Below are 23,462 nucleotides of genomic sequence, written 5' to 3' on the forward strand. Positions count from 1 at the left end.
GATCTGTTCACTCAGCGCGGCTCACACCACGGCGCAAAGATCCTCGACCTAGTAGTGCTCACCTTCGCCACACCACTTGGCCGCCCGTGTCGATCAGGACTAGGTCGCCATCATCACGCAGGACAAGCTGCTTCGCTGTTCCGTTCGAGGTTCCGGTGCTCCACAGCGGGGTGTCGTCGTTACGGTAGAGAACCAGGTTTCCGTCTTCCTGGAACCTCAAGTAGGCACCGGGGTTGCCCCCGGTCCCGGTATCCCAGATCGGGAAACCTGCCTGGGAGAGAACCAAGTTTCCATCGGACTGCATGAGCAACTGGTAGTTACCGGCGTTTGACCGTAGATACTGGCCTTCAGTAAAGGTCTCCCCGCCGGCCAGCACATTCGTGCCTGGTGTTGCCGGAACCTGCGAGTTGTACCACGTGAAGACCGAGGAATCAGTCATTGCGCCTTGGAAGACGGCGATGTCATCGATTCCACCGACCCATTGGTCCACCAATTGTCCGTGTCGCAGCATCTGCCCCACCAGGATCGGACCGGACGACGGCATAGGCGTATACGTAACCGCCTGCGCGCCCTCAAGAACGCCATTGACATATAGGCGAACCTGCGACCTACCGGCATCGTACACACCCGCGAGGTGGGTCCAGACTCCCGACTCGGCCGCAGAGACCGATGAGACGCTGGTCATGATTGTGGTGTTTAGATCTTCGTCGCTGACTGCGAACTGCCATTTGCCATCACTGGAGGAGTACTTCAACGAGCCAGCGCTTTCGTTCACGCCTCGTTGCGATACCACCGCATGTGATGCTGTCAAGTCACTCAACGTTACCCACGCTGACATCGTGAACGAATCGTCGGTGCGCAACGCTGGCGCGTCCTGCCACAAGGTGAACTGTCTACCATCACTGTCAGGTGGGGTAACGCCCGCCTTGATCGCACTTCGCCCGTACTCCTGGCTGGACTCAACATTTCCCTCATCGGGGAAATATGCGGAGTCCAACCACAACCCCAGGTCACTGGTCGAGTGACCCGCCCCCACGTCAGAGCCACGGGTCAAGGCTAACCAGCGACCCCACGCCGTCGTCGAATCCGGTGCCTCGCATGTATTCATAGAATCGGAGGTATAGCACGGCACAGCGGATTCGAAGGTCCAGTCTCCGACGTGAGTCGGCGTCATTATTCCCGGCTCGGTAAATCCGCCTGACAGCGGGTCAGACGCCAACTGCCCGGTAAAATCGTGCGACACCAACACCCGGTCGAAGACCTGCACATCCGCCAGCGAACCGTTGAAGAAATTATTCGGAGCAACCGCGTCCTTATGCCGACCAATCTGGAATGCATTGGTGGCTTTCCAAGCAGTCGTCCAGGGCGCGGTGGCCACCTTGGAGCCGTTGACAAGCAGGGTCAAAAGCTGATCGACAGAGTCGTAGGAAAAACTTACATGCTGCCACTTCCCCAGGTCTGCTGCCGTTATCGCAGTTGGGGAGAACAGTTGTGGCCACGTCGCATTGGCACCACAGTCACTCGACCTCATCGTCACATTCCACTTCGGCGTCCCACCAGAGAGAACAATCCCGAAAAAGAAGCCGTACACACACGAGCCAGCCTGGGTCGCGATCGCCATATTTTGTGTTGGCAAGCTCGATAGGCGCACCCATGCCGATACACTGTACGACTGTGACGTATCCACCACCGGCCCAGGCGCTTCCGCGTATGAAGACACACCGTTGAACGTGGCCACTCGTCCACCGACCATTCGCATGTCGTCGGACCACGTCACGTTCTCCGCCGTTAGCAAAGAATTCGTCGGCGCTGTATTCCTATCTGCCAGTGCGGCTGGCACGTCTACACCAGGGTATGTCTCCAGGCCCCATCTAGCGACAGACGGTTGTGGGCGGGCAACAGTAAACTCGAGCGAGCCATTACCTTCGGTTAGCGCTGCGTTCACGGCCTTCACTAGAAGCACATTGCGACCGAATTGTGGCGCGGTCATATCAACCTCAGCCCACTTTGTAGTCGTGCCCTGAGCAGCGACTTCCTTCGTGGGCGCGTCCCAGCCATATTTGAACTTAGTCACGTTCGTGGCTGTCGACTCGAAGCGGACTCTGCCCTTCATCCCAGGCCCTCCCGGCAACGTCACGACTTTCGCCTCTACGTGCGGAACCGACGTGTCTGCCGCGAACTGGCACCACTCCGACCACGGCCCGGTTAGTGAGTATGGAGCTTTATCGGTGCTTCTGACTCGGAACGCATACGTTGAGTTACCTAGAATCGACACTGCGGCACTGGTTGCCCGCGCATTCGGGGTAATGCCCGTCTTGGCAGGCGGCGGCGTTTTGCGCGTTGGGTACGTGTCAGTCACCGCACTCATCCCACCGGCCGGAACCTCGATAAGCTCGAATGTTCCCGTCAGCGAATCAGCAGCGTCCTCGTCCGGGAACACAGCCGATAGCGCCGGATTAACAGTGCCAACCGTCAGGATCTCAGAATTGACACAGGCGACCCCTGCAACCTGCAGACCATTAGGAGCACCGGGCTTAGTGTCATAATCGACATACAGCTTTGCACCATTCGGATGAAATGTCTTCCATCGGTCCTGCGTCGACTCACCCTTGCCATCCGCAGCGCGCGCCGTGAACCCCACAGTAATGGTATTCCATTTACCAGTCGCGGCGGTCTGGACCTGATTTGTCACCGCTGCGCCAGAGAAGTTCATTTTCATATCCGGTTGAATCGAGCTACATCCGCCTGCTTCGTTAGCATGCCCCCACGCATCATCAAGGAACGCCTTCAAGGTCATACTGGACCAGCTGGCCTTCATTGTGGCATTGATCGCCGGAGTCAGATACATCGACGCAACCGAGTTGTCACACGACCACGAATGATCCAAATTCATTTGCACGTATGCCGATTCGACGTGCTTGCCCTTCAACGACACCCCGTTTGCCGTAGTGGGAAACTCGAAGAACGACCGATACAAGGCTCCAGTATCAACGTTCCGCCCTACTCGTGCGACTGAGTAGTCGACGTTTGACGATCCGTTATCGGTGGCATACGCCCACTTCGTCTTGTACACAGACCACGCTGGATCAACAAACAGCGGAAACACCGCATCTGGCGCATCCAGCAAAGTCACGTCGGGGCGTAGCACCAGATCGCTCTCCGACACCTCCACTGCCACCGGCGCGACCCGGGCCGCATCACCAGCTGTCGTCGACGTCGAGCCGAGTCGGCCGCTCGACACCTGCGGCTGGGCAGATCCGGGAGCCGCAACATCGGTACGCGAATCCCACATCACCGCAGGATCTGCCGATGCAAGAATCGTCTGACCAGCCATCGCCCGCAACCGGCCGTCCGGGCCGGCTTGCACCTGTGCGTCCCCTCCCAACCCGAACCGGACTTCGCGCACCGCCGGGTTGGCCGCCGCTACTGGGGTCTTGATCGTGAGGACGTGAGCAAAGCCGGTCCACGTCGCCCGCACCACCAGGTCCACATCTGGCAACACGTTCGCGTAGGTAGCCGAATCACCCGACACACTCGGCGTTGGCAATGCACCACCCGGCCAAGACATCGTCATCGTTCGGCCGCCCCGGTGAAATGTCACCAGCGGCCCCGTACCGCCACTCGAAAAGGCCACATCGGCGACTGAGACCAAAGGTCGCCACAAGCCGTCCGGCCCCTGAGTAAGGCCTAGGTCGACGTCTGCCCAGTTGCCAGCCTTGCGGGTACGTTGCGGCACTACTGCCGCCTCAAACCGCAACCGTCCATCCGGCTGCGCCACTACCTGCGCGAACTCCGTACGTGAGTCGTCCACCACCACTGGCTCCTCACAGGAGACAGCCAGGGCCGATGCCTCGGTCTCCGAGCCCGCCACTCCCGCGCATGCCGCGGTCACCGCAGCAGCGCTCCCTCTAGCTGGAGCAACGCCCACACCCGTAGCCACCACGGCAGCCACCCAGAAGGCCAGCCCGCGACACCACCGACGGCTCATGTCACACCCATTCGATCAAGCAGCAACGGCACAGACCGTAGACGTACATCCATGCCCCGCGCAGCCCTTGCCGAGCAACCGCTTGCCACACCCACAACCCGCGCAGCATGCATAGGTCGCCATATTTCGATTGGTTTCTGACCGTCAACTGGAATCACTACGCAGTGCAACTGGCATCGACCAGAGTGCGATCGGACTGTGATTTGAGCTACAGCCAGGTCGCCAATCTCGTGCTAACACCCCGATGGTCCGACCTGTACTGCTCGCATTTTTGGCCATCAATTGTCAATTTCCCGACAAATAGCCATAATCGGGCATTTAACAACAAGAGTGGTTAGCGCAGAGATCAAGATGAGGTATCCCTACCCCAGCCGGATGCCACCAGTATTCGAAGTAGGTGAGGTGGAGTGCGGCGCGGACGACGTCGCCGATTCCCCGAGGGCTGCTGGCGATGTGTCGTAGCGTTCGCTAGCGGCCGACCAGGATCGCGAAACCGCGTTCCCCGAGACAGCGCATCGATCGAAGTGCAACGTTGTAGGCCCAGTGGTCCAGGTGCTGGGCGCAGGTCATGCCGTGCAGGTGTCCGGGCATCGCGTCGGAAGTCCAGACAGGTAGCCCGTCCGGACGCATCACGGCCTGGATGTTCGCGCCGAAGTCCCGGTGTTTTCCGGAGTACCAGGCGTCGATCGTTTCGCCTTTCACGCTGAGGGTGGCCTCGGTCAGCCGGTCGGTGTCGAACAGTTTCCCGTCCAGGATTACGCGGGACCAGCCCTCGTCGGCGACGCGTCGTAGCGCGTCTTGGAGAGTGGGCGTGTGGGCCATCCTTGCTGAGATCACTTCAGTCCACTACCGGGGTCTCCTCGAAGCTCGACTCGTAACAGGTTTCCTCGCAATGCCAAGGCATGTACGATCATCCATCGTCAGACCGAAAAATAGAAAAGTTGATTGAGATGAAGAACGACGACAAGATTATTTTGCGAGTTCGAGCGAACATGTGGCGCGGAGTCGAAGCAGTCGGAGGAAGGCTGATCCTGACAGACTTATATCTTTCTTTTAGAGCACACGCTCTCAACGTTCAGACCACACCGGTAGACATTCCCCTTCAGGAGATTGTGGCGACACGCAAATACCGCAACATGGGGATAGCGCCAAACGGGCTAGCCGTGACAACAACGTCCGGAGAGGAGTATCGCTTTGCGGTGTGGGGGCGCGACCGATTCATAAACAAGATCGCCGAAAAGAATGGTTGGGCCAGTCCACCCAAGATGCCATAGATGCAGGGTCTATTGCGTAGTCAAGTTACCCCTGGTCACGGCCTCGATAAGGCCCGTAGGACGTCGGGTGGCTCGGGCGATGTTGGGCTCGTCGTTGCTGCGGTGGCCCCTACCTGGCGGCGGCACCATGAAGATCGGCGAAACTCCCCAGCGATGCGTCATCCGCGAGGTCAAGGAAAGAAGCCGGCCTCGAAATCGAGCTAACCGCGCTCCTCGTCAACTACACCGACCCGAACCACGTCATCGCCTACAGCGACGACGAAGTCCGCCAGGAGTTCAACCTCACCTACGTGGGCCGCACCATCGGCGACACCATCACGGTCAGCAAAGAGTCGATCGAAGTCCGCTTCATCGACCCCACCGAGCTCGACCACATCCCCATCCACGACACCGTACGACTGCGCCTACACCACCACGTGCAAGGGCGCGAGGCTCTGTACCTCGGATAGCGAACCCGGCGCGACTCGGAGGCGTGAGCAACTTCGACCGACCAGCCTGGTGCGATGGCTGTCGTGGGCTGCATGGGGCACCGGCTATCACAGCCGCCGCAGACCGCGAATGGTCGAGATCGCTTCGTGCCACATCGCGTCGTATCGCCGCTGGTGCATACACTCGCTTGGTGCTCGCACCCGAATACCCCGCATCGACCCAACCGCAGGTAGGTCGCCCACTCTGGTCGCTCCCCGGACCAGCCCTCGGCGCGCTACTCAGCGTCGCACTGCTCACCGCGCCAATCGGACCGCTGGGCAGCGCGATCCAGCGCGATCTCGGGCTGTCCACCGCGACCATGGCGGCGACCATGATCGCACCGTACGCGGTGGCATCCGCAGCCCTGGTCGTGCCTGGCCACCTGCTCGGCCGGAGGTGGCCCACCGCAACCGCAGCGCCGGCACTGCTGCTCCTGCTCCTTGGGAGCCTGGTGAGCGCCTTCGCGCCAGGGGCGGCGGTGCTGGCGGTCGCCCGAGTCATCGCCGGGCTGGGCGCCGGAGCTGTTCTCGGCGTCACTCTCGGCCTGTCCGGTCAACTGAACCGTGGGCGTTCCCAGGCCCGACTGGTGCTCGGAATCGCGCTCGGCGCTGCGCTCCTGCTCGGACCCGTCGTCACCGGCCTGCTGACGCAGATGCTGGCCTGGCGATATGGGCTCTTGATCCCCGTGCTGCTGGTTGCCACCGTCGCACTGGCCGTTACAGTCGTGACCGGCATCGTCATGTTGGTTCAGCGCGGGTCCCAACCGAGCCCGCCGTCCGCCCCGGCCACGACAACGCCGCTCCCCAGCGAACCCCAGTCTCCGCTGGCAGATTCAGCCGGTCGCTGACAAGCCGAAGAACGTACCAACAGCCACATCGCCCCGCAGAGAACTAGATTCTCCGACATCAAGACCGAGGGGGTACGGCGGTGAGCGGGCGGCGTGACTACTACCACGATCCAGACTCGCCAGCGGCGAACAGCCTCGTACCGGGTGGCTCCGCGCTGGTTACCGACGAGGCAGGTCGGGTGCTCATGCAACGCCGCACGGACTCGGGCAACTGGTCCCTGCCCGGCGGAATCATGGAGATCGGCGAAACCCTCCAGCAGTGCGTCGTACGCGAAGTCAAGGAGGAGACCGGCCTCGACATCGAGATCACCGGGCTACTCGGCATTTACACCGACCCGAACCACGTCATCGCCTACAGCGACGGCGAAGTCCGCCAGGAATTCAACCTCACCTACCTGGGCCGCATCGTGAGCGGCAACATCGCGGTCAGCAACGAGTCGACCGAGGTCCGCTTCATCGACCCCACAGAGTTCGACCACATCCCCATCCACGACACCGTACGACTACGCCTGCACCACCACGCCCAGGATCGCAAGACACCTCACCTGGGATAGCCGGACCAGATAACGGCCGATAACCGCACGGCGGACGCCCCCCTCCTAAGCTGAACCCGATTACCGTGCCACCAGGAGGACACAGGTGAGCATCGCCGAAATCGGTGCCGCGCTGCAGGCGGTAGTAGACGCTGTCACAGAACAGCGAAAGGGTCTGGTCCACGTTGCCGATAGCCTCCAGCAAGCCCGCGACCGGTTTCACGCCATCACCGCCACCTCAGGGCATCATCTCGTCGGCGAGACGCTACGCCAACAGACACAGGCAATAGACCGGCTACGAGAGGCAGAGACCCTGCTCAGCGCCGTACCGGCAGCGCTCGCCGAGTTCGCGACAGCGATCGGAGCAACCGTACGACTGGTAAGACAACACCGGCCGACCGTGCCGAGCAGCTATGGCGACAGCCCGATGCCCGTTGCGGTCACCTCCGAACCGCCCGTTCCGGCAGCGGTAGTCCGTCTTGCCGGTTGGCTGACACCTTGGCGCGAGGGGGAGAACGTCAGGGGGTACGCCTTCGACAGCGACCGCCGGCACCTGAACAACGAGCCCTTTTCCAGCGGCCGGCTGAAGGCCGCCGCCCACGGTCTGCGCCCGGTACGCGGCGGTGGTCATCCCGTCACGGTCACCGACCATGTTGAGGGTCATGTCGCCGCGCGCCTACGGGCAGAAAACGGTCCCCGAGATGTCACTCTGGTGATCAACAAAGCGCCGTGCGACGACCGGCCGTTCGGCTGTAACCAGCTCCTACCGCACGTCATCCCGTCAGGTACACGTCTTACCGTGTACGTGGTGGACGCCAGCGGACTTCGGCTACACCGCATCTATGAGGGCACCGGGAAGGGAATCGCATCGTGACCTTACAGATGATCTGGACCGGCAACCGCCGAACGGTGTCGACTCCCAACGAGGTCGAGGCGGCTCTTGACGAGATCCTTGCCCAGGCAGCGATCAGCGTGCTGCCACTCGCTGTCACGGTCATCCCGCCCAGCGGGTCAGACCACTCCCCGTTCGATGAGGATTTCCCTGACTGCCTCGAAGTCGGCCTCGGCCACCCGGACCGAGCCTTCGTCCGGTGGATCGGTGCAGGTGGCGGCTACGGATACGAACCTGCCCTCACCGCCGGCCCGGCGGATGTCCGATTCGACTACGGTGGGCAGCCCATACACCCCGATCCCCACGAGCTTCGGGTAAGCCCATCCGTCGCCCGACGCGCCGTACACGAATTTGCCGCAACCGGTAAGCGCCCCAACCTCTTACAGTGGCCCCGGAAGGATGACGACAACCATTGAGGTCAGCGGGTGGTCGCTGGATTCGTCAGGATCGCGCTGGCGATGACGTCGAAGAGGTGATCGGCACGGGGTGCGAGCGCGGGTTGGTCACCAACCCACGCGAGCGCTCCGGCCAGCGCGTACAGGTCGGTGCCGTCGATGTCGGCCCGCGCCGCGCCTTCGGCCTGGGCGCGGGCGAGGAGCCGGGCACCTGCGGCTCTCATCGCGACACACGAGGCGTGCAGCGCGGATTCCGGGTCCGAGATGGCGGCCACCATCGAGGCTATGACGCCCCGATAGTTTTCTGCGGACGCGACGAAATCGCGTAGCCACGACACGAGGGAATCCCCGGCCGAGCCCGACGTCTCGAGTTCGGCTGCCTTTGCCGCGAGCTCGTCGAAGTTCGCCCGGAGTAGGGCCTCGAGCAGGGCTTCCCGGGTGGGGAAGTGGCGGTAGAGCGTACCCAGCCCGACACCAGCCCTGCGGGCGATGTCGCGCAGCGACGCGTCGGCACCTTCCTCGGTCACGACGGCACCCGCGACCGCGAGTAGCTGGTCGTAGTTCTTCCTGGCGTCAGCCCGCATACACCCCACCTTGACAACCGGAGCACTGCTCCATATATTCGGAGCACCGCCCCGCTTAGGGCATTCTAGCCATGCTGAATCGAGGAAGCGATGCCACCGAACATGATGAAGGCAATCCGGCTGCATGAGCACGGGGGGCCTGAGGTGCTGCGTTACGAGGAGGTCCCGGTTCCCGAGCTGAAGCCGGGTGAGGTGCTCGTCCGCGTACACGCGGTCGGCATCAACCCTCCCGACTGGTACCTGCGCAGCGGGATGGCCAACCTGCCTCCGGAGATGAGGCCGAAGTTCGACCTGCCCGTGATTCCCGGCACCGACGTGTCGGGCGTCGTCGAAGCCGTCGCCGCAGATGTGGACGAATTCTCGGTCGGCGACGAGGTCTTCGGGCTCCTTCGCTTCCCCAGCTTCGACGGCAGCGCCTACGCCGAGTACGTGGCCGCACCCGCATCGGACCTGGCACGCAAGCCGGCCAGCATCGATCACGTGCACGCCGCAGGAGCGCCGATGGCGGGGCTCACCGCGTGGCAGTTCCTGATCGAGCTCGGACACGATCATCCGACGCCGTTCCAAGCGGCCCGGCATCGCCCGGTCGCCCTCGATGCCGGCACGACGGTGCTGGTCAATGGTGCCGCAGGCGGCGTGGGGCACTTCGCGGTGCAGTTGGCGAAGTGGAAGGGTGCACGCGTCATCGCGGTGGCGTCGGGCACGCATGAGTCGTTCCTGCACAAGCTCGGTGCCGACGAGTTCCTCGACTACACCAGGAGTCGCCCCGAGGAGATCGTGCGCGACGTCGATCTCGTGGTCGACACGGTCGGCAGGCGCGAAAGCGGTCGTTTCCTTCGCACACTCAAGCGCGGTGGCGCGTTGTTCCCGGTCTTCTTCGGTGAGTACGACCCCGAAGACGTCGCGAGGCGGGGCGTCACCATCTCGGCCACCCAGGTACGTTCGAACGGTCCACAGCTCGCAGAACTCGGACAGCTGCTCGACGCGAGCACAGTTCGCGTCGCCATCGACAGCACGTTCCCGCTCGCCGAGGCCCGAGCGGCGCACGAACGAGCCGCTCGCGGCCACATCCAGGGCAAGATCGTGCTCACCGCCGCATGAGGTGACCGGCGCGATCAGGCGAGCCGTGAAAACAGCATCCGGGCATTGCGGTGCCCGATGTCCTCGGCGTCCAGGATCGGTGCCGTGAAGTAGGCGACGGCGGGTTCGGGGGCGAAGGGCCAGTCGCTGCCGTAGAGCACGTGCCCGGGTTTGGCAAAGGCGAGCAGCAAGGGCAGGGCGGCCGGGCTGGCGACATGGCGGTGTCGAAGAAAAAGCCAGCCAGGTCGTCCAGTATCTCGTGGAGGTCGCGGCCGGTCTGCGCCAAGACGCTCAAGGCCAGCCGGTGCGCTGCGTAGGGAACAAAGCCACCGGCATGGCCGAGGATGATCCTGATATTCGGAAACCGTCGTGGCACGCTGTGGCGTACCAGGTTGAAGGCACATGTAGACGTGGACGTCGACGTGTCCGCCTCATGTCTGTTCCTCGCCGCCGGGCTGGAGCAGCTGGTTGGCATGGCGAATGACGTTGTCCAGGTAGCGGCGCGTGGCGGCGGGGTCGGCTGCCGCCGTGGGATCGATCAGCATGCGGTACATGGCCGCGCCCACGACCATGTCGACGACAGCGGCGATGTCGGCGTCCTCCGCCAGTTTCCCTTCCTTTTTGGCCTGCTCAAGCGCGGTGAGGATGAGCTCACGCCGAGGCTGGATGTACTGCTCGCGGTAGGTGGCCAGCAGAGCGGGATGGCTGACGCTGGAGCCGATGAGTTGGGCGAGTACGGCCCGGAATCCCGGGTCGGCGAAGGTGCCCGTCCAGGAGTCCATCAGCCGCTGATCGGGCTGCCGCGCTGATGTGTCCGCCGATGCCCAGATCTCTGCTTCGGGTACGAGGGTGCGGGCCTGCTCGATGGCTTGGGTCAGCAGTTCCTCCTTCGAGGACCAGCGTCGGTAGATCGTCACCTTGGCCACTCCGGCGCGTTTGGCGATCTGCTCGAAGTTTGCGCCCTCGACGCCGCGTTCCATGAACAGTTCCAGCGCGGTCTTCATGATCAGCTCGTCGGCGTGGGGGTCGCGGGGCCTGCCCCGGGAACGGCTGGTCATCGGAACTCCACCCGTCCCGCTTGGGCAAGGTGTGGTGTGTGTCCGGGGCGTAGTCGCCAGTCGGGGGTAAGGACGGTGTTCATGTGCTGGCGGAGCCTCCTGAAACCCGCTGAGTCCGGTCGCCCGGATGAGAGCGCGGACTCGACCAGATCGAACTGGTAGGGCGTGTTGTCGTGGGCGAACAGTGGCACGGTGTTGGGTGCTTCGGTGAGTAGTTGCTGGATGCGTCGGGCCGCGTCGATCTGGTGGATGGTGTCCGTACCGCCGATTGTCATCTGCCGGACCTGGTCAACTGCCAGGTGGGGCAGCGTGTAGAGGGTGTCGCCCAGGAACAGCGCGTTGCCGTCGTCCATGCGCAGCAGTACGCACATGTGTCCTGGTGAGTGTCCGGGGGTCGGCAGCAGAATCAGGCTGCCGTCGCCGAAGTAGTCCTGGCTCTCGGGGAAGGCGTGGAACGCGCCCGAGTCGAATCTCGGGAAGGCAAGGTTGTCCTTCACCAGGTCGAAGGAGTACGGGTACACCACGCCGTGCTCCCAGTCGCGCTGATCCATCACGACCGTGGCCTGGGGCAGGTAGCGCAGACCGCCGACGTGGTCGTCGTGGACGTGGGTGAGGAACACGGTCGTGACGTCCTTGACGTCGTACCCGAGTCGAGCCAGACGGACCCGCAGGTCCTGTTCGGTGGTCATGCGGTACTCGTCGCGGTCGCTCAGCAGGCGCGACACCATGGCGTTGTGGTTGTAGTACCCGTCGTGGTCGTGTGCCTGTTCCCAGTTGATCCCGGCGTCGATCATCATCACCCCGTGCCGGGGATGATCGACGAGGTAGGCGTAGACCGGCACCGTGATCAGCGTCTTGTCGAGCAACGTCCGTAGGTAACCGTTCACCCCGTCCCAGCCGTCGAATCCGCCGTAGAACTGTCCGAAGGTGACCACGGTGTCGCCGGTGTGCAGCGGGAACACGCGTACTGCGCCGTCGGTGATCCGTTGCCGCCGACCGGGAGCGCGGATCGCCTCCTGCCGTATCTTCTCGGCCTGCGCCAACTGGTCCTGGCGGTACCGCTCGACCCGGCCGACCGACAGCCCGCTCAAGGTGCCCAGTGCGACACCGACGCCACCCAGCACGAACGCTCGTCGGGAGCGACTGGCGGCCGGTTTCGCCGTACCCCGACGCCCGCGTAAGCCGGTAACCAGCGCTGCGGCCAGGGCGGCTGCGGCGGCTACACCGAGGAGTACGGGGACATCCGCGATGTAGAAGACAACGGCGAAGTACAGCCCGAGCGTGCCCAGACCGGCTGGCACGCCGATGAACTTCCCCACGCGAGCACGCCCGAACCGCCGCCCGTACACACCGGGCCAGAGCAGCCCGATTACCAGGCCAAGTAACAGCAGGCCATAGACCACGAGTACGGGCACCGCCACGTCCTTCAACCTGAGGACGATCAGCCAGGCCGCCACCACCATCAGGCTCAGAACGAGCAGCAGGAGCTTCCCCAGGACCTTGCTCAGGGTCTTCGCCATCGGTGGCCCACCGCCTTTCGAATACGCAACCGGAGGCGTTTACATATTAGACTACCCTCGCGATTGGAATGATCACGGTCATCGAAGTGACGGTGTCGACTGGATGTTCAGATCAGCGATGCTGGCGGAGTGAGCATCATCCGTACCGTCATCCTTGTCGGGTTGTTCTCGGCCAAGGTTCGCGACTACCAGGACCAGCTCGACGCTCTGGACGCCGAGGTCACCACACTTGGCGTCCAGGTACGGGCCCACATCGTCCAGCGCCGAGGCGTCTCCGCCGGCGGGGTACGACTGATGGCCTCGCCACTGTCCCGCCGATTTCTCATCGGTCCCGGAAAACTGGAGCAGGTCGCCGCAGCAGCTGAGTCCTTGGACGTCGACGCGGTCGTATTCGTCAACGAGCTGACCGCATACCAGCGCAGATCGTTGGCGGCCCGGTTCGCCCGCCCGGTTCTCAGCCGGGCCGATGTGGCTCGATCAACCTCGGCGCTGACCGTACCGCCTCAATCCCGACGCCTCAGAACTACACCAATGACAATGAAGCCGAATCATCGAAGTTATCCGATTGGACGCGGTCACGATGCCGCACCGTGACCGGGGTGGGCAAGGCTTGGCAGATGCTCCCGGGGATGGTTAGCGTCGGGCGGCCGGCGTTGTGGCGTACGGTGACCCACCCGGCTGTCTGGTCGTTGCCGGTGATGGCGCTGCTGGTGCTCATGGCCATGCCGTTCAACGACGGGTTCTACAGCTTCTGGGTCAACTACGACGCGCAGGGCGACGCACAGCAGTACGAGTGGATCTACACCACGCGGATCTTCCGGTACACCTCTGGAATCCTGTGTGGACAGCTCCTGGCACTGCTGGCCGGCATCGCCCTCGCCCGCCGGCACACACAGGCGAGGGCGCTGGCGGTGGCGATCCCGCTCGCGGTACTCCTGGCAGGTGCGACCTTCGCGGTCGCGTACCCGCACGCCCAGGCCCGCGAGAGCTACTTGACCAACACCTACTTGAACGGCACGCCACTCGACGATCCCGTCCTCGTCCGGCTCCTCCTGTGTGAGCTGGCTGCCTACCCGCTCTGCACCGCTGCTGGGGTCGGTCTCGGCGCGCTGCTCAGCAAAAACCCGCGTCGACTCGTAATGCCCTGGATGCTCGTGTACCTACTCCAGCTGGGCTGGTTCGCCGCCACCACCACCGGGCTGGTACATGTCGACCGGTTCAACGTGCCGAGCTGGCTACTGTGGACGGTCCCACCGATCGCGGCGAGCACAGCGATCGCGCTGGCCGGACTGTCGATGGATGTGTGGGCCTCTCCGCCTGTGCTGATGGGCGACTGGGGACACAGTGCCAGCAATGCCCTACTGGTGAGCACCGCGGCGTACGCCCTGGGGTTGAACCTGCTCGCCGGCCTGGTCGGACGTCGCCGCCGGCGTCAGCCGGCCCCGCCTCAGCATCCGCTCTCGCCCCAGCCCAATACCGAAACCGGCACGCCGTAACGCGGATCTATCTCATCGCACCGGTGAGTGCCTTGTCGATATTCCGCTCGGCCAGGTCCAACATCCATTGCCGATCAGGGAAGTCGGTGTCCGCGATGCGCAGCGGCCCCTCGATCAGGGACAGCACCTGCGCGTACCGGTAGAGCGTCATCCGGTGTGGGTCGAGATCGACGGGGCGCAACAGCGGGTACGCGTCGCCGAAGCGCATCTGTAGCCAGGCGTGCTCCCATTCGACGTCGAAGTACGTCAGGCCTTCGTTATCGATCACGACAGGCTCGCCGGCCGGTGTGACGAGTACGTGATCTGGCCCGAGCTCGCCATGCACCAGCCCATACGTCTCGCGTTCCGTGATTGCGTCACGGAGATGCCGCACATGTTCGGCGATCCGGTCGCGTGCCTCGGCCAGTCGAGGGTCACGGATGGCCACGGCGTGAAGATGGCTGAGCGCCCGGTCGACGACGATGTCCTCAGCACGTCGAATCTGGGACGCCTCGCCGCTGGCAGATGCAAAGGCAGGGGCAGGGGCAGGGGCAGCGAGCTTGCCGTGTTTCGAGCCGAGCGTGGTGTGCATGCGGCGCAGGGCGTCACCAAGCATGGACAGTGGCGTGACAGCAGCCGCCAGATCACGTTCCATCAACGTATCCAGCTTCACCGTGCCCACATCTTCAAGTAGTGCGATATCGGCGTCGAGGTAGCGGCCATCACGGTCGAGCATCAGCAGCTGTGGAATCCGTACGTCGACGGCGGCGAGGGCAGCATGGTTGGTGGCGAACAGTTCCGCGCCGGACGCGTCAGTAAACGGGTCGTCCGGGACAGTTGGCGACGGCGGCCAATAGTTCTCACCGGCCGCCCATACGTAAAGGATCACGCTCGTCTGATCGTCCAGACTTAGCCGGTAGACACCCTTCTTGGTACCGCCCGTCAGCCGGTCCAGCGCGACGATCCGGCGGCTGACGCCGAACCGATCCGCCACCAGGTCGTGCACATCGTCCAGTTGCAAGAACGCCCGCTTCATGATCGCCTTACGTCGGCAGGAAACAGCAGGTCACGAGCACTGCCGAGCAGCCGTCCACTGGTAGGGTCTGCCGGGTGTGGCCCGCTCGGTAATTTACGTGGAAACTTTTTCGGGCTATAGGCCAAAAAAGTTTCCACGATCCTGTGCCGGTCCACCGGGAAACCGGTCTTTCAAGAAAACGCCCCGAGAGGCATTGGGCAGAGCAGCAAGAGGAGACTCGCCATGGCTCGGATAACGGTCGTCGGTGCCGGGGTGGGTGGTTTGGCCACGGCGGCCCGCCTCGCCGCCACCGGGCACGAGGTCACCGTCTACGAGCGCTCGGACACCGTCGGCGGCAAACTCGGCCGCTATTCGCGGGACACCCCGGACGGGACGTTCCACTTCGACACCGGCCCGAGTCTGCTCACCCTGCCGCAGGTCTTCACCGACCTGTTCGAGGCCACCGGGGCGAAGCTGGACGAGTACGTCGACCTGGTGCCACTCGACCCGATCGTGCGGCATGTCTTTCCGGACGGTTCCCAACTGGACTCCTGCGCCGAGCCGACGACCTTCGCCGACCGGATCGAGAAAACCTTCGGCGCATCGGCCGCCACCGACTGGGCACGGCTGTGGCGGCGGGCCGAGCGGGTCTGGGACGCCTCCTGGCGGGACATTCTGCGCAGCCCGGTCGACTCACCGCTCTCGCTGGCCCGGCTGGCGTGGCGGCTGGGTGACCTGGCCGCCATCGCCCCGGGCCGCACCCTGCGTGGCCTGGGCCGCCGCCACCTACGTGATCCTCGGCTGCGGATGCTGCTGGACCGGTACGCCACCTACGCCGGGGCCGATCCACGGCGTGCCCCGGCCGCGCTGGTCGCCGTGCCGTACGCCGAACTGGCCTTCGGCGGTTGGTATCTGCGCGGCGGCCTGGGCACGCTCGCCGACGCCCTGCTGTCCCGCTGCCTCGACCTGGGCGTGGTGGTGCAGACCGGCACCACGGTCACCCGCATCGACGCGGCCGGCGGTCGGGTGCAGGGCGTACGGCTGGCCGGGGCCGCCGCCCCCGCCCGCGCGGACGTGGTGGTGGCGAACGCGGACGCGCTCACCGTCTACCGGGACCTACTCCCCTCCCCCAGCCGGCTGACCGGGCTGGCAGACCGGAGTTTGGCCGGGTTCGTCCTGCTGCTCGGCGTACGCGGATCGTCTGGTCTCGCCCACCACAACGTGTTCTTCCCCGACGACTACGACGCCGAGTTCGACGCGGTCTTCGGTCACCCGGGTCGGGGCGTCCCAGCCCGGCCGGCGCTCGACCCGACGATCTTCGTCACCGTGGCCGACGATCCTCAGGTCCGCCCGGACGGGTACGAAGCCTGGTTCGTGCTGGTCAACGCCGCCCGCCACGGTCGGAGCATGTCGGGAGTGGACTGGCGTCGGCCGGGGCTCGCCGAGGCGTACGCGGATCGGATCCTCGACGTGCTCGCCTCGCGGGGCGTGGACGTACGCGATCGGTTGGTGTTTCGCAAGGTCCGCACCCCGGCGGACCTGGCTGTGGAGACCGCCGCCCCGGGCGGCGCGATCTACGGTACGGCCGGCAGCCTGCTCCGCCCGACCAACCGGGGCCCGGCGCACGGGCTATTCCTGGTGGGCGGCTCCGCACATCCCGGCGGTGGCCTGCCCATGGTCACCCTGTCGGCGCAGATCGTCGCCGAACAGATCGGCCCCGCCTGACCGCTGTCCCCGGCGGCCGGTCCTGGCCCAGCCCGCGTGCCGACTCGTCGAGATAGGTCAGGAACCGGCTCAGTGCGGGTGACTTCGCCCGCCCGGCGACGGTAGCGGCATAAACCGAAGCGACATTCACCACGATGGATGCTGCAGGAGGGCGCGGACGAGGGACGTCTGCGAACATCGATGGATGACTACTCCGCGTACGACGACCCCCAGCACCTGGCGGCGCCGGCTGGTCGAGGGGCTCACCTGCGGGCTGGTAAGTGCGCTGGCCGTTGTCGTGGTCGCCCTACGCCTCACCGATGAGGACTGGCATAGTTCCCCTCTCCCGATCCCCGTCCTGTGGCTGGCCGGAGTGGTGACCACTGCCGTACTGGCGGGCGTGGTCCTTCTGCTGGCTGGCCGCCGCCGCTCCCACCCGGTGCACCTGCTCGTCCCCCTCGCCTCCATGGTGGTGATACCGATGGGAGTGACGGCGGGCGGGCAGGCCCGGGACAAGTGGACGATCGCGATCTGCTGGGCAATCGTCGTGCTCGTGGTGCACCTCGCCCTGGCCATGGCGGCCCGTCCGGTCAGCGTCCGGCGGGCATCGCTGGCGGCGTTGGCGATAGTCGTCGCACCGACTGGAGCCGTGTTGGTCGAACGGGTCAGTCAGGTCGCCTGGCGGGCCGACGACTTTCGGGCGGTTGGCGTACCGCTGGTGATGGTGGATGTGCCCGGATTCCACGCCGTGCACGCCGGTGCCGGCAACTACAGCGTGGCGATCGACCTCGCCGATCACCACAGGGCGGATATCTCCGCCGGGCGCACCCTGAGAGTCGTCATCGAGCCCGCGTGGGGCCGTGAGAGATGCGACGGTACGACCGACCGGGTCCTGATCGAGCCTAAATCTGATGACCGGCTGAGCATCGTGGAGCTCTGCCTGGACGATCCGGCCTATCAGATCACTGTGACAAGCTATTCGGCCGCCGATAGTCGGGACAGCTCAGATCGGGAGCAGCGGAGCCTCGGGCCGTTGATGAACCAGATGACCCTACGACCGGTGTCCGCCGAGGACCTGGCCCGACTGCCGCCGACCAACGTCTCGGAACCAGACTAGCGTCCTCCTGCGCTGACCGTCCTCAACGTACGTAGTCGCTGAGCAGGGCCGGGGTCAACCCGGCCCGGTGGATGGCGACGAGCGCGGCGATGAAGTCCTCGACGAATGCCGGGCGGAAGTGCATCAGCAGGATGTCGCCCGCCTGGACCGTCTTTCCCTTCTGGTAGCGGACCTTGCCCTCGTGCACCGTCTCGGTCCAGAAGAAGCCCGCCTTCATGCCACAGTCCCGGGCCGCCTTCAGGGTGGTGGTGTCCTTGTTGCCGAACGGCGGCCGGAAGAAGATCGGTCGTCGGCCGTACCACGTGCCGAGTTGGTCGGCCGATCCGCACAGCTCCCGGCGTTGCAGTGCGTACGACTGGCCGCGCAGGGAGGGGTGGCTGATCGTGTGCGCCTCGATGGTCACGTTCTCCGACTGGAGCTGTCGGAAGTAGTCGGGGTTGTCCTTGATCGAGTCGATGGTCAGGAAGAGCGTCACCGGCACCCCGGCCGCTGCCAGTAGTTCGCGCGCCTCCGGGTGCTTCACCCAACCGTCGTCGATGGTGATGAACGCCACCGGTTGATTGGTCGGGATCCGGTGGTACCAGGCGGCGTTCGGGCTGTCCGGCACGGTGACCGGTTGCGGTGTCGGCGGGGGCGCAAACCGGGGCAGCCGGGTCGCGTACTTGCTGGCTGGCCGGGTCGGGATAGGGGTGGTGGCGGTTGGTTCCGGGCTACCGCTGGCACCTGACCGGGCGGCGGCGGAGGGCACCGCCCGGGCCACGGACCGGTCGACAGTCGCCCATGGCACACCGGAAACCAACAACACCGCCGCCAGTACGGCGACTACGATCGGCACGATCCGCACGTACCACCGACTGCGTAGTCGCCGCCGTCCACTCTGATCTGACCCGGTATCGCTATCGCGAGATTGACTCACGCGCCGACTCTAGTGGTGGTGGCCCCCGTCAACTCATCGTGGGCGGGGGCCGAGTCGCTTCAGGAGGTCGATGAGGATCGCCGCCGCAGGACAGTCCATGCGGAACACTTGCCGCTTAGCGGAGTGCGATACGGCAGCAGATCAACACCCACAAAAATCAGCACGTGGCGAATTCGTAGAGTCCGTTGCCATTATCGTCATAATAGTAGTAGCCGACGTTTCCGTCGTAGATCCAGCCATAAACATTGGTTCCCTCTAGGCGACCGTAGTACCAGATGTTCCCGTATTCGTTCTGATACTCGCAATGGAGCCAGATCTTTTTGCCAGAGCCGATCTCGAGGTTGTGCGAACACGCGGCGCGTGGACCGGTTCGCAGATGCGTCATACGGTTGGAGACGACGTAACCTTCACCGTTTATCTGGGGAGCCCACCCGCAGTAGGCCTGGGCCGGCGAGGCGACCACAGCGGAACCGAGTAGCGCCACGACTGTGGCTGCGAAGGCGACCAATATTCGCCGCATCGGGTGCAAGCGTTGCTGCTTTGGCATACTTTTCCTTCTTCTTCTTGCTCACGGTTTTCGTGCGCCATCCTCCATTGTGTATCCACCATCGTCAACCCTGCGTTTGGCCCGTGTTTCCGACGCGCAGCTTGACCAACGACTCATGGTCGGGTCAGTTGGTTCGTCGAGATACGTGACCGGTATAGCGACATGGCCGCGTCGCCGAGGAGTTCATGATCGACGCGTACCTTTCGATGGTGTTTCCTCAGGCCAGGGAACGGCGGACGACGGCCAGCAGTTGGGCCAGTCCGAACAGGGCGAGCAGAATCCACACGGCACTCACCACCGTGATCGTGCCGGCGGCCAGGTCCGGCTGGATCAGACCGGTCACCCCGGCCGCCAGCAGCCCGACCAGTCCGACCGAGACCCGGGTGGGTCGTTCCCCGGCGGTCACCGTTCCGATCTCCTTCATCCCCGCCGAGACGGCACGAGCCCGTACGTACTCGTGCAACCAGGACAGCGCGCCGGCCGCCACGACCAGGATTCCGGGTGCACCGACCAACCAGAAGGCGACCAGCCAGCAGGCCTCACCGAACCGGTCAGCCAGCGAGTCGTAGACGTAGCCGAGTCGGCTGTAGCGATTGGTGATGATGGCGAGCGCGCCGTCGACGCTGTCCGCCACCGCCGAGAGCACGACCAGGCCCGCGCCGATGAGCGGCCCGGTCGGGGTACGCAGCACGGCCACCGGGACGGCCACGGACAGCAGCACCCCGACCACGGTCACCGCGCTCGGGGTCACCCGCACCTTGCTGAGCAGATAACCAATCCGGTACGCCATCCGCAGCCAGCCGCGTACGGTCGGCGCGGCCAGACGAGGATCGAATCCCCCGTGCAGCCGGGCCCAGATGGTCGCGTAGTCATCCCAGCCCAGTCTCACCCGTGTGCCCACCACCCAACTCAACCTGTCATGAGCGGCTCAGGTAGCGCGCCTGCCCGGATTACACCCGAGTGGCGAGTTGGAGGTTCTGCCAGACCTTCCGGGTCGCGGTGGACCGGTTGAGGGTGATGAAGTGGATACCCGGCACTCCCTCGTCGAGTAGTCGGCGGCACATCTCGCTGGCCTGTTCGATGCCGAGTTGACGTACCGCCTCGGGGTCGTCGGCGATTCGCTCGAAGCGGGCGGCCAACGCCGGCGGGAAGGGTGCCCCGGAAAGCTGTACGGAACGTTCGATGGTGCCGATCTGTGTAACCGGCATCACCCCCGGCACGATGGGCGTATCGCAGCCGGCAGCGGCGACCCGGTCCCGCAGGCGCAGGTAGTCGTCGGCGTCGAAGAACATCTGGGTGATGGCGAAGTCTGCCCCGGCTCGGCACTTGCTGACGAAGTGGGCGGTGTCGGTGGTGATGTCGGGTGACCGGGGGTGCTTGTAGGGGAAGGCGGCCACTCCGACACAGAAGTCGCCGGACTCTCGGACCAGCCGGACCAGTTCCTCGGCGTAGAGCACGCCCTCGGGATGCTGGATCCACTCGCCGGTCGGGTCGCCCGGCGGGTCACCCCGCACGGCGAGGACGTTGCGCACTCCTGCGCCGGCCAGCCGGCCGATGACGTGCCGTAGCTCGGCAACGGAGTGGTTGACGGCGGTCAGGTGCGCCATGGGCAGCAGGGTGGTCTCGGTGGCAACCCGCTCGGTGACCGAGACCGTGGTGTCCCGGGTCGTCCCGCCCGCGCCGTACGTGATCGATACGAACGACGGCCTTAACGGCTCCAACTCCCGGATCGCCTGCCACAGCAGCCGCTCGCCCTCGGCGGTCCTTGGCGGTAAGAACTCGAACGAGAAGGTCGGCCGGGAACTCTGGATTAACTCCCCGATCGACGGCTGCGACTGGGGGAGAACGGAGGGAAGACCGAGCGCCACCCTACGACCTTACCGGTCCGGCGGCTCCGACTCACCGGATTCCCGGTGTCCTTCCCACCCGGTGGACCGGGGCAGTTCCTGCCAGGCCGAGATCAGCCCCCGCTCGGCGAGGCGACGGCCGTAGCAGGGCCACGGCTCACCGCAGGTCTGGCAGGCCGGTGGCTGGGCCGGATCCCCCACCACCGGAACATGATCGCGGTATAGGCGGATGGCCAGCCGCCACGCCATGGGCCTCGGGACTCCGGCCGGCGGCTCGTCGGGCGGGTTCTCCAGGTCGAACGGCAACTCGCTCATCGGCTCGCTCCTCGCGATCGTTCGGATGACGTGGGTTTCCACGACGACCGCCAGCAAACCGCCGAAGGGGCAAGCAGGGAGGAGCCAGCACAGGTGGGCCAGCCGAGCTGGCCCCGGGGCCAGCAACGTGGGCCAGCAACGTGGGCCAGCGTCCGACGCCCCCATCTGGGAGCCGGCCGTCGCACCGGAGGCCGGCGGAATGTCGTACCGGTCCGATAGAAGGGAACACAGCGTGTACGGGGCAGCCACTGTCCCGGGGGTCGCACGCGGGGGTCACATCCAGTCGCGAACCGCGACCGGCTGCCCGACGCCGGCTTACCTGGCGTCGGGCGGGCCAGGAAGCTCGGTTCGCCAGAGCACCCGGTTCGCCAGGGCTGGTTTCTCAGGGCACCTGGTTCGCACGACAGCTCAGCGGGAGGACCCCCCGTGACATCGCCCGATCCGTACCCGTGGGCCGCCCGGTCGACGACCCTCGGCCCGCTGCTCACCCAGCTTCGGCTGGCCCATGGCTGGAGTCAGCTCGACGTAGCTGATCGGCTGTGCCGGGCATCCGGCCTGGCCACTCTCAGTCGGCACGAAATCTCCCGCTGGGAACGCCAGCAGCGCGTGCCCGGCGACTTCTGGCTGGGCTGGCTCGCCACCGTACTGGATGTGCCCCTCGACCACTTGACGGCCGCGGCCACGGCCACCCGGAGAGACAGGTGTCGCCCAGTCGGGCCGGTCCCGGCCGCGACGCCCGGCCGACAGCAGCTCATCGAGTTGGCCCACACCTGGCTCGCCGACCCGAATGGCCCACTCGCCGTCGACCTGACCGAACTCTCCGTCCGCCCGCCTGGCCGGCTGATGAACGATCCGCTCCGCGCCATCGGTGATCCGCTCCCACCCGGCTCGGGCACCGCCCGGGCGGACGACAGGGCAGACGACCGGGCGGTGACCATGGCCGACATCACCGAACTCCGGCGGCTGGACGACCTGGTCGGCGGGCTGGACCTGGTACACCAGGGCCTGGCTCAACTGGCCCGGGCGCGTTCCGTACTGGCCAGCGCCGGGGCAGCCACCCGCCGCTCGGGCCGCTCCCTCGTCGCCACCGCCGGACAGCTCGCCGGCTGGCTGGCCGCCGACGCCGGAGCGGAACAGACGGCGTGGGACGCGTACCGATTGGCCCTGGTCACGGCCGCCGCCGACGGCGACCGGTACCTGGCAGCACACGTCCTCGGCTCGGCCAGTCACCTGCTCGCCAGCCTCGGCGACGCGGCCGGCGCCCTGATCCTGGCCCAAACCGGTTACGCCGGGGCCCGCCGGCGGGCGACCCCGGGGGTACGTGCGCTGCTGCTGCACCGGATCGCCTTCGCCGCCGCTCTCGACGGACGGCACCGGGCTGCCCAGACCGCGCTCACCGCCGCGCGTCGGGCCACCGACCGGCGTGATCCGGCCCACGACCCGCCATGGCTCTACTGGCTCGACGACACCGAACTCAGCGCGATGACCGGCCGCTGCCTGGCCGCGCTGCGCCGACCACTACGCGCCGAACCGCTGCTGGTGCAGGCCCGACACGGAGTGGCATCCGGTCGGAGCTCGGCCATCTACGGTGCCTGGCTGGCCCGGACCTACCTGCACCTCGGTGAGGTGGAACAAGCCTGTGTGGTCGCGGACGCGGCGCTGCTCGACGCCGTCCGAGCCGGATCCGCACGCGCGGCCACCGAACTGGAGCGAGTACGCCGGCAACTAGCACCACACCGGGACGAACCGGCAGTACGGCAGCACACCACCCTCGTCGCCGCAGCCCATCCATACCTACCGACACCGCCCACACATCGGTGACTGCCGAACCTGTCAGCCCCCCTGCGGTTGGGGTCACCACCGGGCGAGCATGTCCAACGGCTAGCG

General features: G+C 65.3%; 24 protein-coding genes. 12 read left to right on the forward strand and 12 right to left on the reverse strand.

Annotated features, from left to right (window positions below; genetic code table 11):
- Positions 1-58: 58 nt before the first annotated feature.
- Complete coding sequence (locus ACWDV4_RS14245; protein ID WP_449978257.1) at positions 59-3,988, reverse strand: LamG-like jellyroll fold domain-containing protein; 3,930 nt, start codon at positions 3,986-3,988, stop codon at positions 59-61.
- A 468-nt stretch (positions 3,989-4,456) separates the two neighbouring features.
- The gene (locus tag ACWDV4_RS14250) at positions 4,457-4,810 is read right to left on the reverse strand and encodes a transposase family protein (protein ID WP_449978260.1); all 354 of its coding nucleotides are present in this window, start codon (positions 4,808-4,810) and stop codon (positions 4,457-4,459) included.
- Between the two features lie 80 nt (positions 4,811-4,890).
- On the opposite strand from ACWDV4_RS14250, the gene ACWDV4_RS14255 reads away from it, so the two are divergent.
- The 6 genes from ACWDV4_RS14255 (at position 4,891) to ACWDV4_RS14280 (ending at position 8,418) form a co-directional block, all read left to right on the forward strand.
- Positions 4,891-5,262, forward strand: a complete 372-nt coding sequence (locus tag ACWDV4_RS14255; RefSeq protein ID WP_449978263.1) for a GRAM domain-containing protein — start codon at positions 4,891-4,893, stop codon at positions 5,260-5,262.
- Between the two features lie 290 nt (positions 5,263-5,552).
- Entirely contained in the window at positions 5,553-5,711 is a 159-nt protein-coding gene (locus ACWDV4_RS14260) for a hypothetical protein (RefSeq protein ID WP_449978265.1), read from the forward strand.
- A 170-nt stretch (positions 5,712-5,881) separates the two neighbouring features.
- Positions 5,882-6,577 (forward strand): MFS transporter, encoded by a 696-nt coding sequence (locus ACWDV4_RS14265; protein ID WP_449978267.1) that lies wholly within the window; start codon positions 5,882-5,884, stop codon positions 6,575-6,577.
- Positions 6,578-6,657: 80 nt separating this feature from the next.
- Complete coding sequence (locus ACWDV4_RS14270; RefSeq protein WP_449978268.1) at positions 6,658-7,131, forward strand: NUDIX domain-containing protein; 474 nt, start codon at positions 6,658-6,660, stop codon at positions 7,129-7,131.
- A gap of 85 nt (positions 7,132-7,216) precedes the next feature.
- A complete protein-coding gene (locus tag ACWDV4_RS14275; protein WP_449978271.1) occupies positions 7,217-7,984 on the forward strand; it encodes a DddA-like double-stranded DNA deaminase toxin in 768 nt (255 codons plus the stop codon).
- 8 nt (positions 7,985-7,992) lie between these two features.
- Positions 7,993-8,418, forward strand: coding sequence for an Imm1 family immunity protein (locus tag ACWDV4_RS14280; protein WP_449978698.1), 426 nt, complete (start codon positions 7,993-7,995; stop codon positions 8,416-8,418).
- 2 nt (positions 8,419-8,420) lie between these two features.
- Here ACWDV4_RS14280 and ACWDV4_RS14285 read toward each other — a convergent pair whose 3' ends face one another.
- Positions 8,421-8,981 carry a TetR/AcrR family transcriptional regulator gene (locus tag ACWDV4_RS14285; protein WP_449978274.1) on the reverse strand — a complete coding sequence of 187 codons (561 nt, stop codon included), beginning with the start codon at positions 8,979-8,981 and terminating at the stop codon, positions 8,421-8,423.
- Positions 8,982-9,083: 102 nt separating this feature from the next.
- Here ACWDV4_RS14285 and ACWDV4_RS14290 point away from each other — a divergent pair, with 102 nt between their 5' ends.
- On the forward strand, positions 9,084-10,082 hold the full coding sequence (locus tag ACWDV4_RS14290) for an NADP-dependent oxidoreductase (protein ID WP_449978277.1): 999 nt from the start codon (positions 9,084-9,086) through the stop codon (positions 10,080-10,082).
- Positions 10,083-10,096: 14 nt separating this feature from the next.
- On the opposite strand, the gene ACWDV4_RS14295 is transcribed toward ACWDV4_RS14290, so the two are convergent.
- From ACWDV4_RS14295 to ACWDV4_RS14305, 3 genes are all read right to left on the reverse strand, one after another.
- A complete protein-coding gene (locus ACWDV4_RS14295; protein WP_449978279.1) occupies positions 10,097-10,222 on the reverse strand; it encodes a hypothetical protein in 126 nt (41 codons plus the stop codon).
- Between the two features lie 270 nt (positions 10,223-10,492).
- A complete protein-coding gene (locus tag ACWDV4_RS14300; protein ID WP_449978282.1) occupies positions 10,493-11,119 on the reverse strand; it encodes a TetR/AcrR family transcriptional regulator in 627 nt (208 codons plus the stop codon).
- On the reverse strand, positions 11,116-12,639 hold the full coding sequence (locus tag ACWDV4_RS14305) for an N-acyl homoserine lactonase family protein (RefSeq protein ID WP_449978285.1): 1,524 nt from the start codon (positions 12,637-12,639) through the stop codon (positions 11,116-11,118). The genes ACWDV4_RS14300 and ACWDV4_RS14305 overlap by 4 nt, the downstream gene beginning before the upstream one ends.
- Positions 12,640-12,768: 129 nt before the next feature.
- On the opposite strand from ACWDV4_RS14305, the gene ACWDV4_RS14310 reads away from it, so the two are divergent.
- Together ACWDV4_RS14310 and ACWDV4_RS14315 are read left to right on the forward strand one after the other, a co-directional pair.
- A complete protein-coding gene (locus ACWDV4_RS14310; protein ID WP_449978287.1) occupies positions 12,769-13,233 on the forward strand; it encodes an HflX-like GTP-binding protein in 465 nt (154 codons plus the stop codon).
- A 35-nt stretch (positions 13,234-13,268) separates the two neighbouring features.
- A complete protein-coding gene (locus ACWDV4_RS14315; RefSeq protein WP_449978290.1) occupies positions 13,269-14,135 on the forward strand; it encodes a hypothetical protein in 867 nt (288 codons plus the stop codon).
- Positions 14,136-14,142: 7 nt separating this feature from the next.
- Here the strand turns inward: ACWDV4_RS14315 and ACWDV4_RS14320 are convergent, their stop codons facing one another.
- Positions 14,143-15,150 (reverse strand): phosphotransferase family protein, encoded by a 1,008-nt coding sequence (locus ACWDV4_RS14320; RefSeq protein ID WP_449978292.1) that lies wholly within the window; start codon positions 15,148-15,150, stop codon positions 14,143-14,145.
- A gap of 222 nt (positions 15,151-15,372) precedes the next feature.
- On the opposite strand from ACWDV4_RS14320, the gene ACWDV4_RS14325 reads away from it, so the two are divergent.
- The gene (locus ACWDV4_RS14325) at positions 15,373-16,854 is read left to right on the forward strand and encodes a phytoene desaturase family protein (RefSeq protein ID WP_449978295.1); all 1,482 of its coding nucleotides are present in this window, start codon (positions 15,373-15,375) and stop codon (positions 16,852-16,854) included.
- Between the two features lie 184 nt (positions 16,855-17,038).
- Positions 17,039-17,950 (forward strand): hypothetical protein, encoded by a 912-nt coding sequence (locus ACWDV4_RS14330; protein WP_449978297.1) that lies wholly within the window; start codon positions 17,039-17,041, stop codon positions 17,948-17,950.
- Positions 17,951-17,972: 22 nt separating this feature from the next.
- On the opposite strand, the gene ACWDV4_RS14335 is transcribed toward ACWDV4_RS14330, so the two are convergent.
- The 5 genes from ACWDV4_RS14335 to ACWDV4_RS14355 all read right to left on the reverse strand — a co-directional run bounded on the left by ACWDV4_RS14335 (position 17,973) and on the right by ACWDV4_RS14355 (position 21,575).
- Positions 17,973-18,785, reverse strand: coding sequence for a polysaccharide deacetylase family protein (locus tag ACWDV4_RS14335; protein WP_449978299.1), 813 nt, complete (start codon positions 18,783-18,785; stop codon positions 17,973-17,975).
- Between the two features lie 238 nt (positions 18,786-19,023).
- Entirely contained in the window at positions 19,024-19,413 is a 390-nt protein-coding gene (locus tag ACWDV4_RS14340; protein ID WP_449978301.1) for a hypothetical protein, read from the reverse strand.
- A gap of 217 nt (positions 19,414-19,630) precedes the next feature.
- On the reverse strand, positions 19,631-20,317 hold the full coding sequence (locus ACWDV4_RS14345; protein ID WP_449978303.1) for a CDP-alcohol phosphatidyltransferase family protein: 687 nt from the start codon (positions 20,315-20,317) through the stop codon (positions 19,631-19,633).
- Between the two features lie 46 nt (positions 20,318-20,363).
- Positions 20,364-21,281 (reverse strand): methylenetetrahydrofolate reductase [NAD(P)H], encoded by a 918-nt coding sequence (gene metF, locus ACWDV4_RS14350; RefSeq protein ID WP_449978305.1) that lies wholly within the window; start codon positions 21,279-21,281, stop codon positions 20,364-20,366.
- A gap of 9 nt (positions 21,282-21,290) precedes the next feature.
- Positions 21,291-21,575: a hypothetical protein gene (locus tag ACWDV4_RS14355; RefSeq protein WP_449978307.1), complete on the reverse strand. Its 285-nt coding sequence runs from the start codon at positions 21,573-21,575 to the stop codon at positions 21,291-21,293.
- A gap of 426 nt (positions 21,576-22,001) precedes the next feature.
- Here ACWDV4_RS14355 and ACWDV4_RS14360 point away from each other — a divergent pair, with 426 nt between their 5' ends.
- Entirely contained in the window at positions 22,002-23,396 is a 1,395-nt protein-coding gene (locus ACWDV4_RS14360) for a helix-turn-helix domain-containing protein (protein ID WP_449978309.1), read from the forward strand.
- Positions 23,397-23,462: the final 66 nt, after the last annotated feature.

The sequence above is a fragment of the Micromonospora sp. NPDC003197 genome, from assembly GCF_053590565.1.

What these genes read in the sequence shown, in the direction of transcription:
- ACWDV4_RS14300 (WP_449978282.1), bottom strand. Translation starts at nt 11,119, where the DNA reads ATGACCAGCCGTTCCCGGGGCAGGCCCCGCGACCCCCACGCCGACGAG.
- ACWDV4_RS14315 (WP_449978290.1), top strand. Translation starts at nt 13,269, where the DNA reads ATGGTTAGCGTCGGGCGGCCGGCGTTGTGGCGTACGGTGACCCACCCG.
- ACWDV4_RS14325 (WP_449978295.1), top strand. Translation starts at nt 15,373, where the DNA reads ATGGCTCGGATAACGGTCGTCGGTGCCGGGGTGGGTGGTTTGGCCACG.
- ACWDV4_RS14305 (WP_449978285.1), bottom strand. Translation starts at nt 12,639, where the DNA reads ATGGCGAAGACCCTGAGCAAGGTCCTGGGGAAGCTCCTGCTGCTCGTT.
- ACWDV4_RS14245 (WP_449978257.1), bottom strand. Translation starts at nt 3,988, where the DNA reads ATGAGCCGTCGGTGGTGTCGCGGGCTGGCCTTCTGGGTGGCTGCCGTG.
- ACWDV4_RS14355 (WP_449978307.1), bottom strand. Translation starts at nt 21,575, where the DNA reads ATGAGCGAGTTGCCGTTCGACCTGGAGAACCCGCCCGACGAGCCGCCG.
- ACWDV4_RS14320 (WP_449978292.1), bottom strand. Translation starts at nt 15,150, where the DNA reads ATGAAGCGGGCGTTCTTGCAACTGGACGATGTGCACGACCTGGTGGCG.
- ACWDV4_RS14250 (WP_449978260.1), bottom strand. Translation starts at nt 4,810, where the DNA reads ATGGCCCACACGCCCACTCTCCAAGACGCGCTACGACGCGTCGCCGAC.
- ACWDV4_RS14285 (WP_449978274.1), bottom strand. Translation starts at nt 8,981, where the DNA reads ATGCGGGCTGACGCCAGGAAGAACTACGACCAGCTACTCGCGGTCGCG.
- ACWDV4_RS14340 (WP_449978301.1), bottom strand. Translation starts at nt 19,413, where the DNA reads ATGCCAAAGCAGCAACGCTTGCACCCGATGCGGCGAATATTGGTCGCC.
- ACWDV4_RS14330 (WP_449978297.1), top strand. Translation starts at nt 17,039, where the DNA reads ATGACTACTCCGCGTACGACGACCCCCAGCACCTGGCGGCGCCGGCTG.
- ACWDV4_RS14290 (WP_449978277.1), top strand. Translation starts at nt 9,084, where the DNA reads ATGATGAAGGCAATCCGGCTGCATGAGCACGGGGGGCCTGAGGTGCTG.
- ACWDV4_RS14280 (WP_449978698.1), top strand. Translation starts at nt 7,993, where the DNA reads ATGATCTGGACCGGCAACCGCCGAACGGTGTCGACTCCCAACGAGGTC.
- ACWDV4_RS14255 (WP_449978263.1), top strand. Translation starts at nt 4,891, where the DNA reads ATGTACGATCATCCATCGTCAGACCGAAAAATAGAAAAGTTGATTGAG.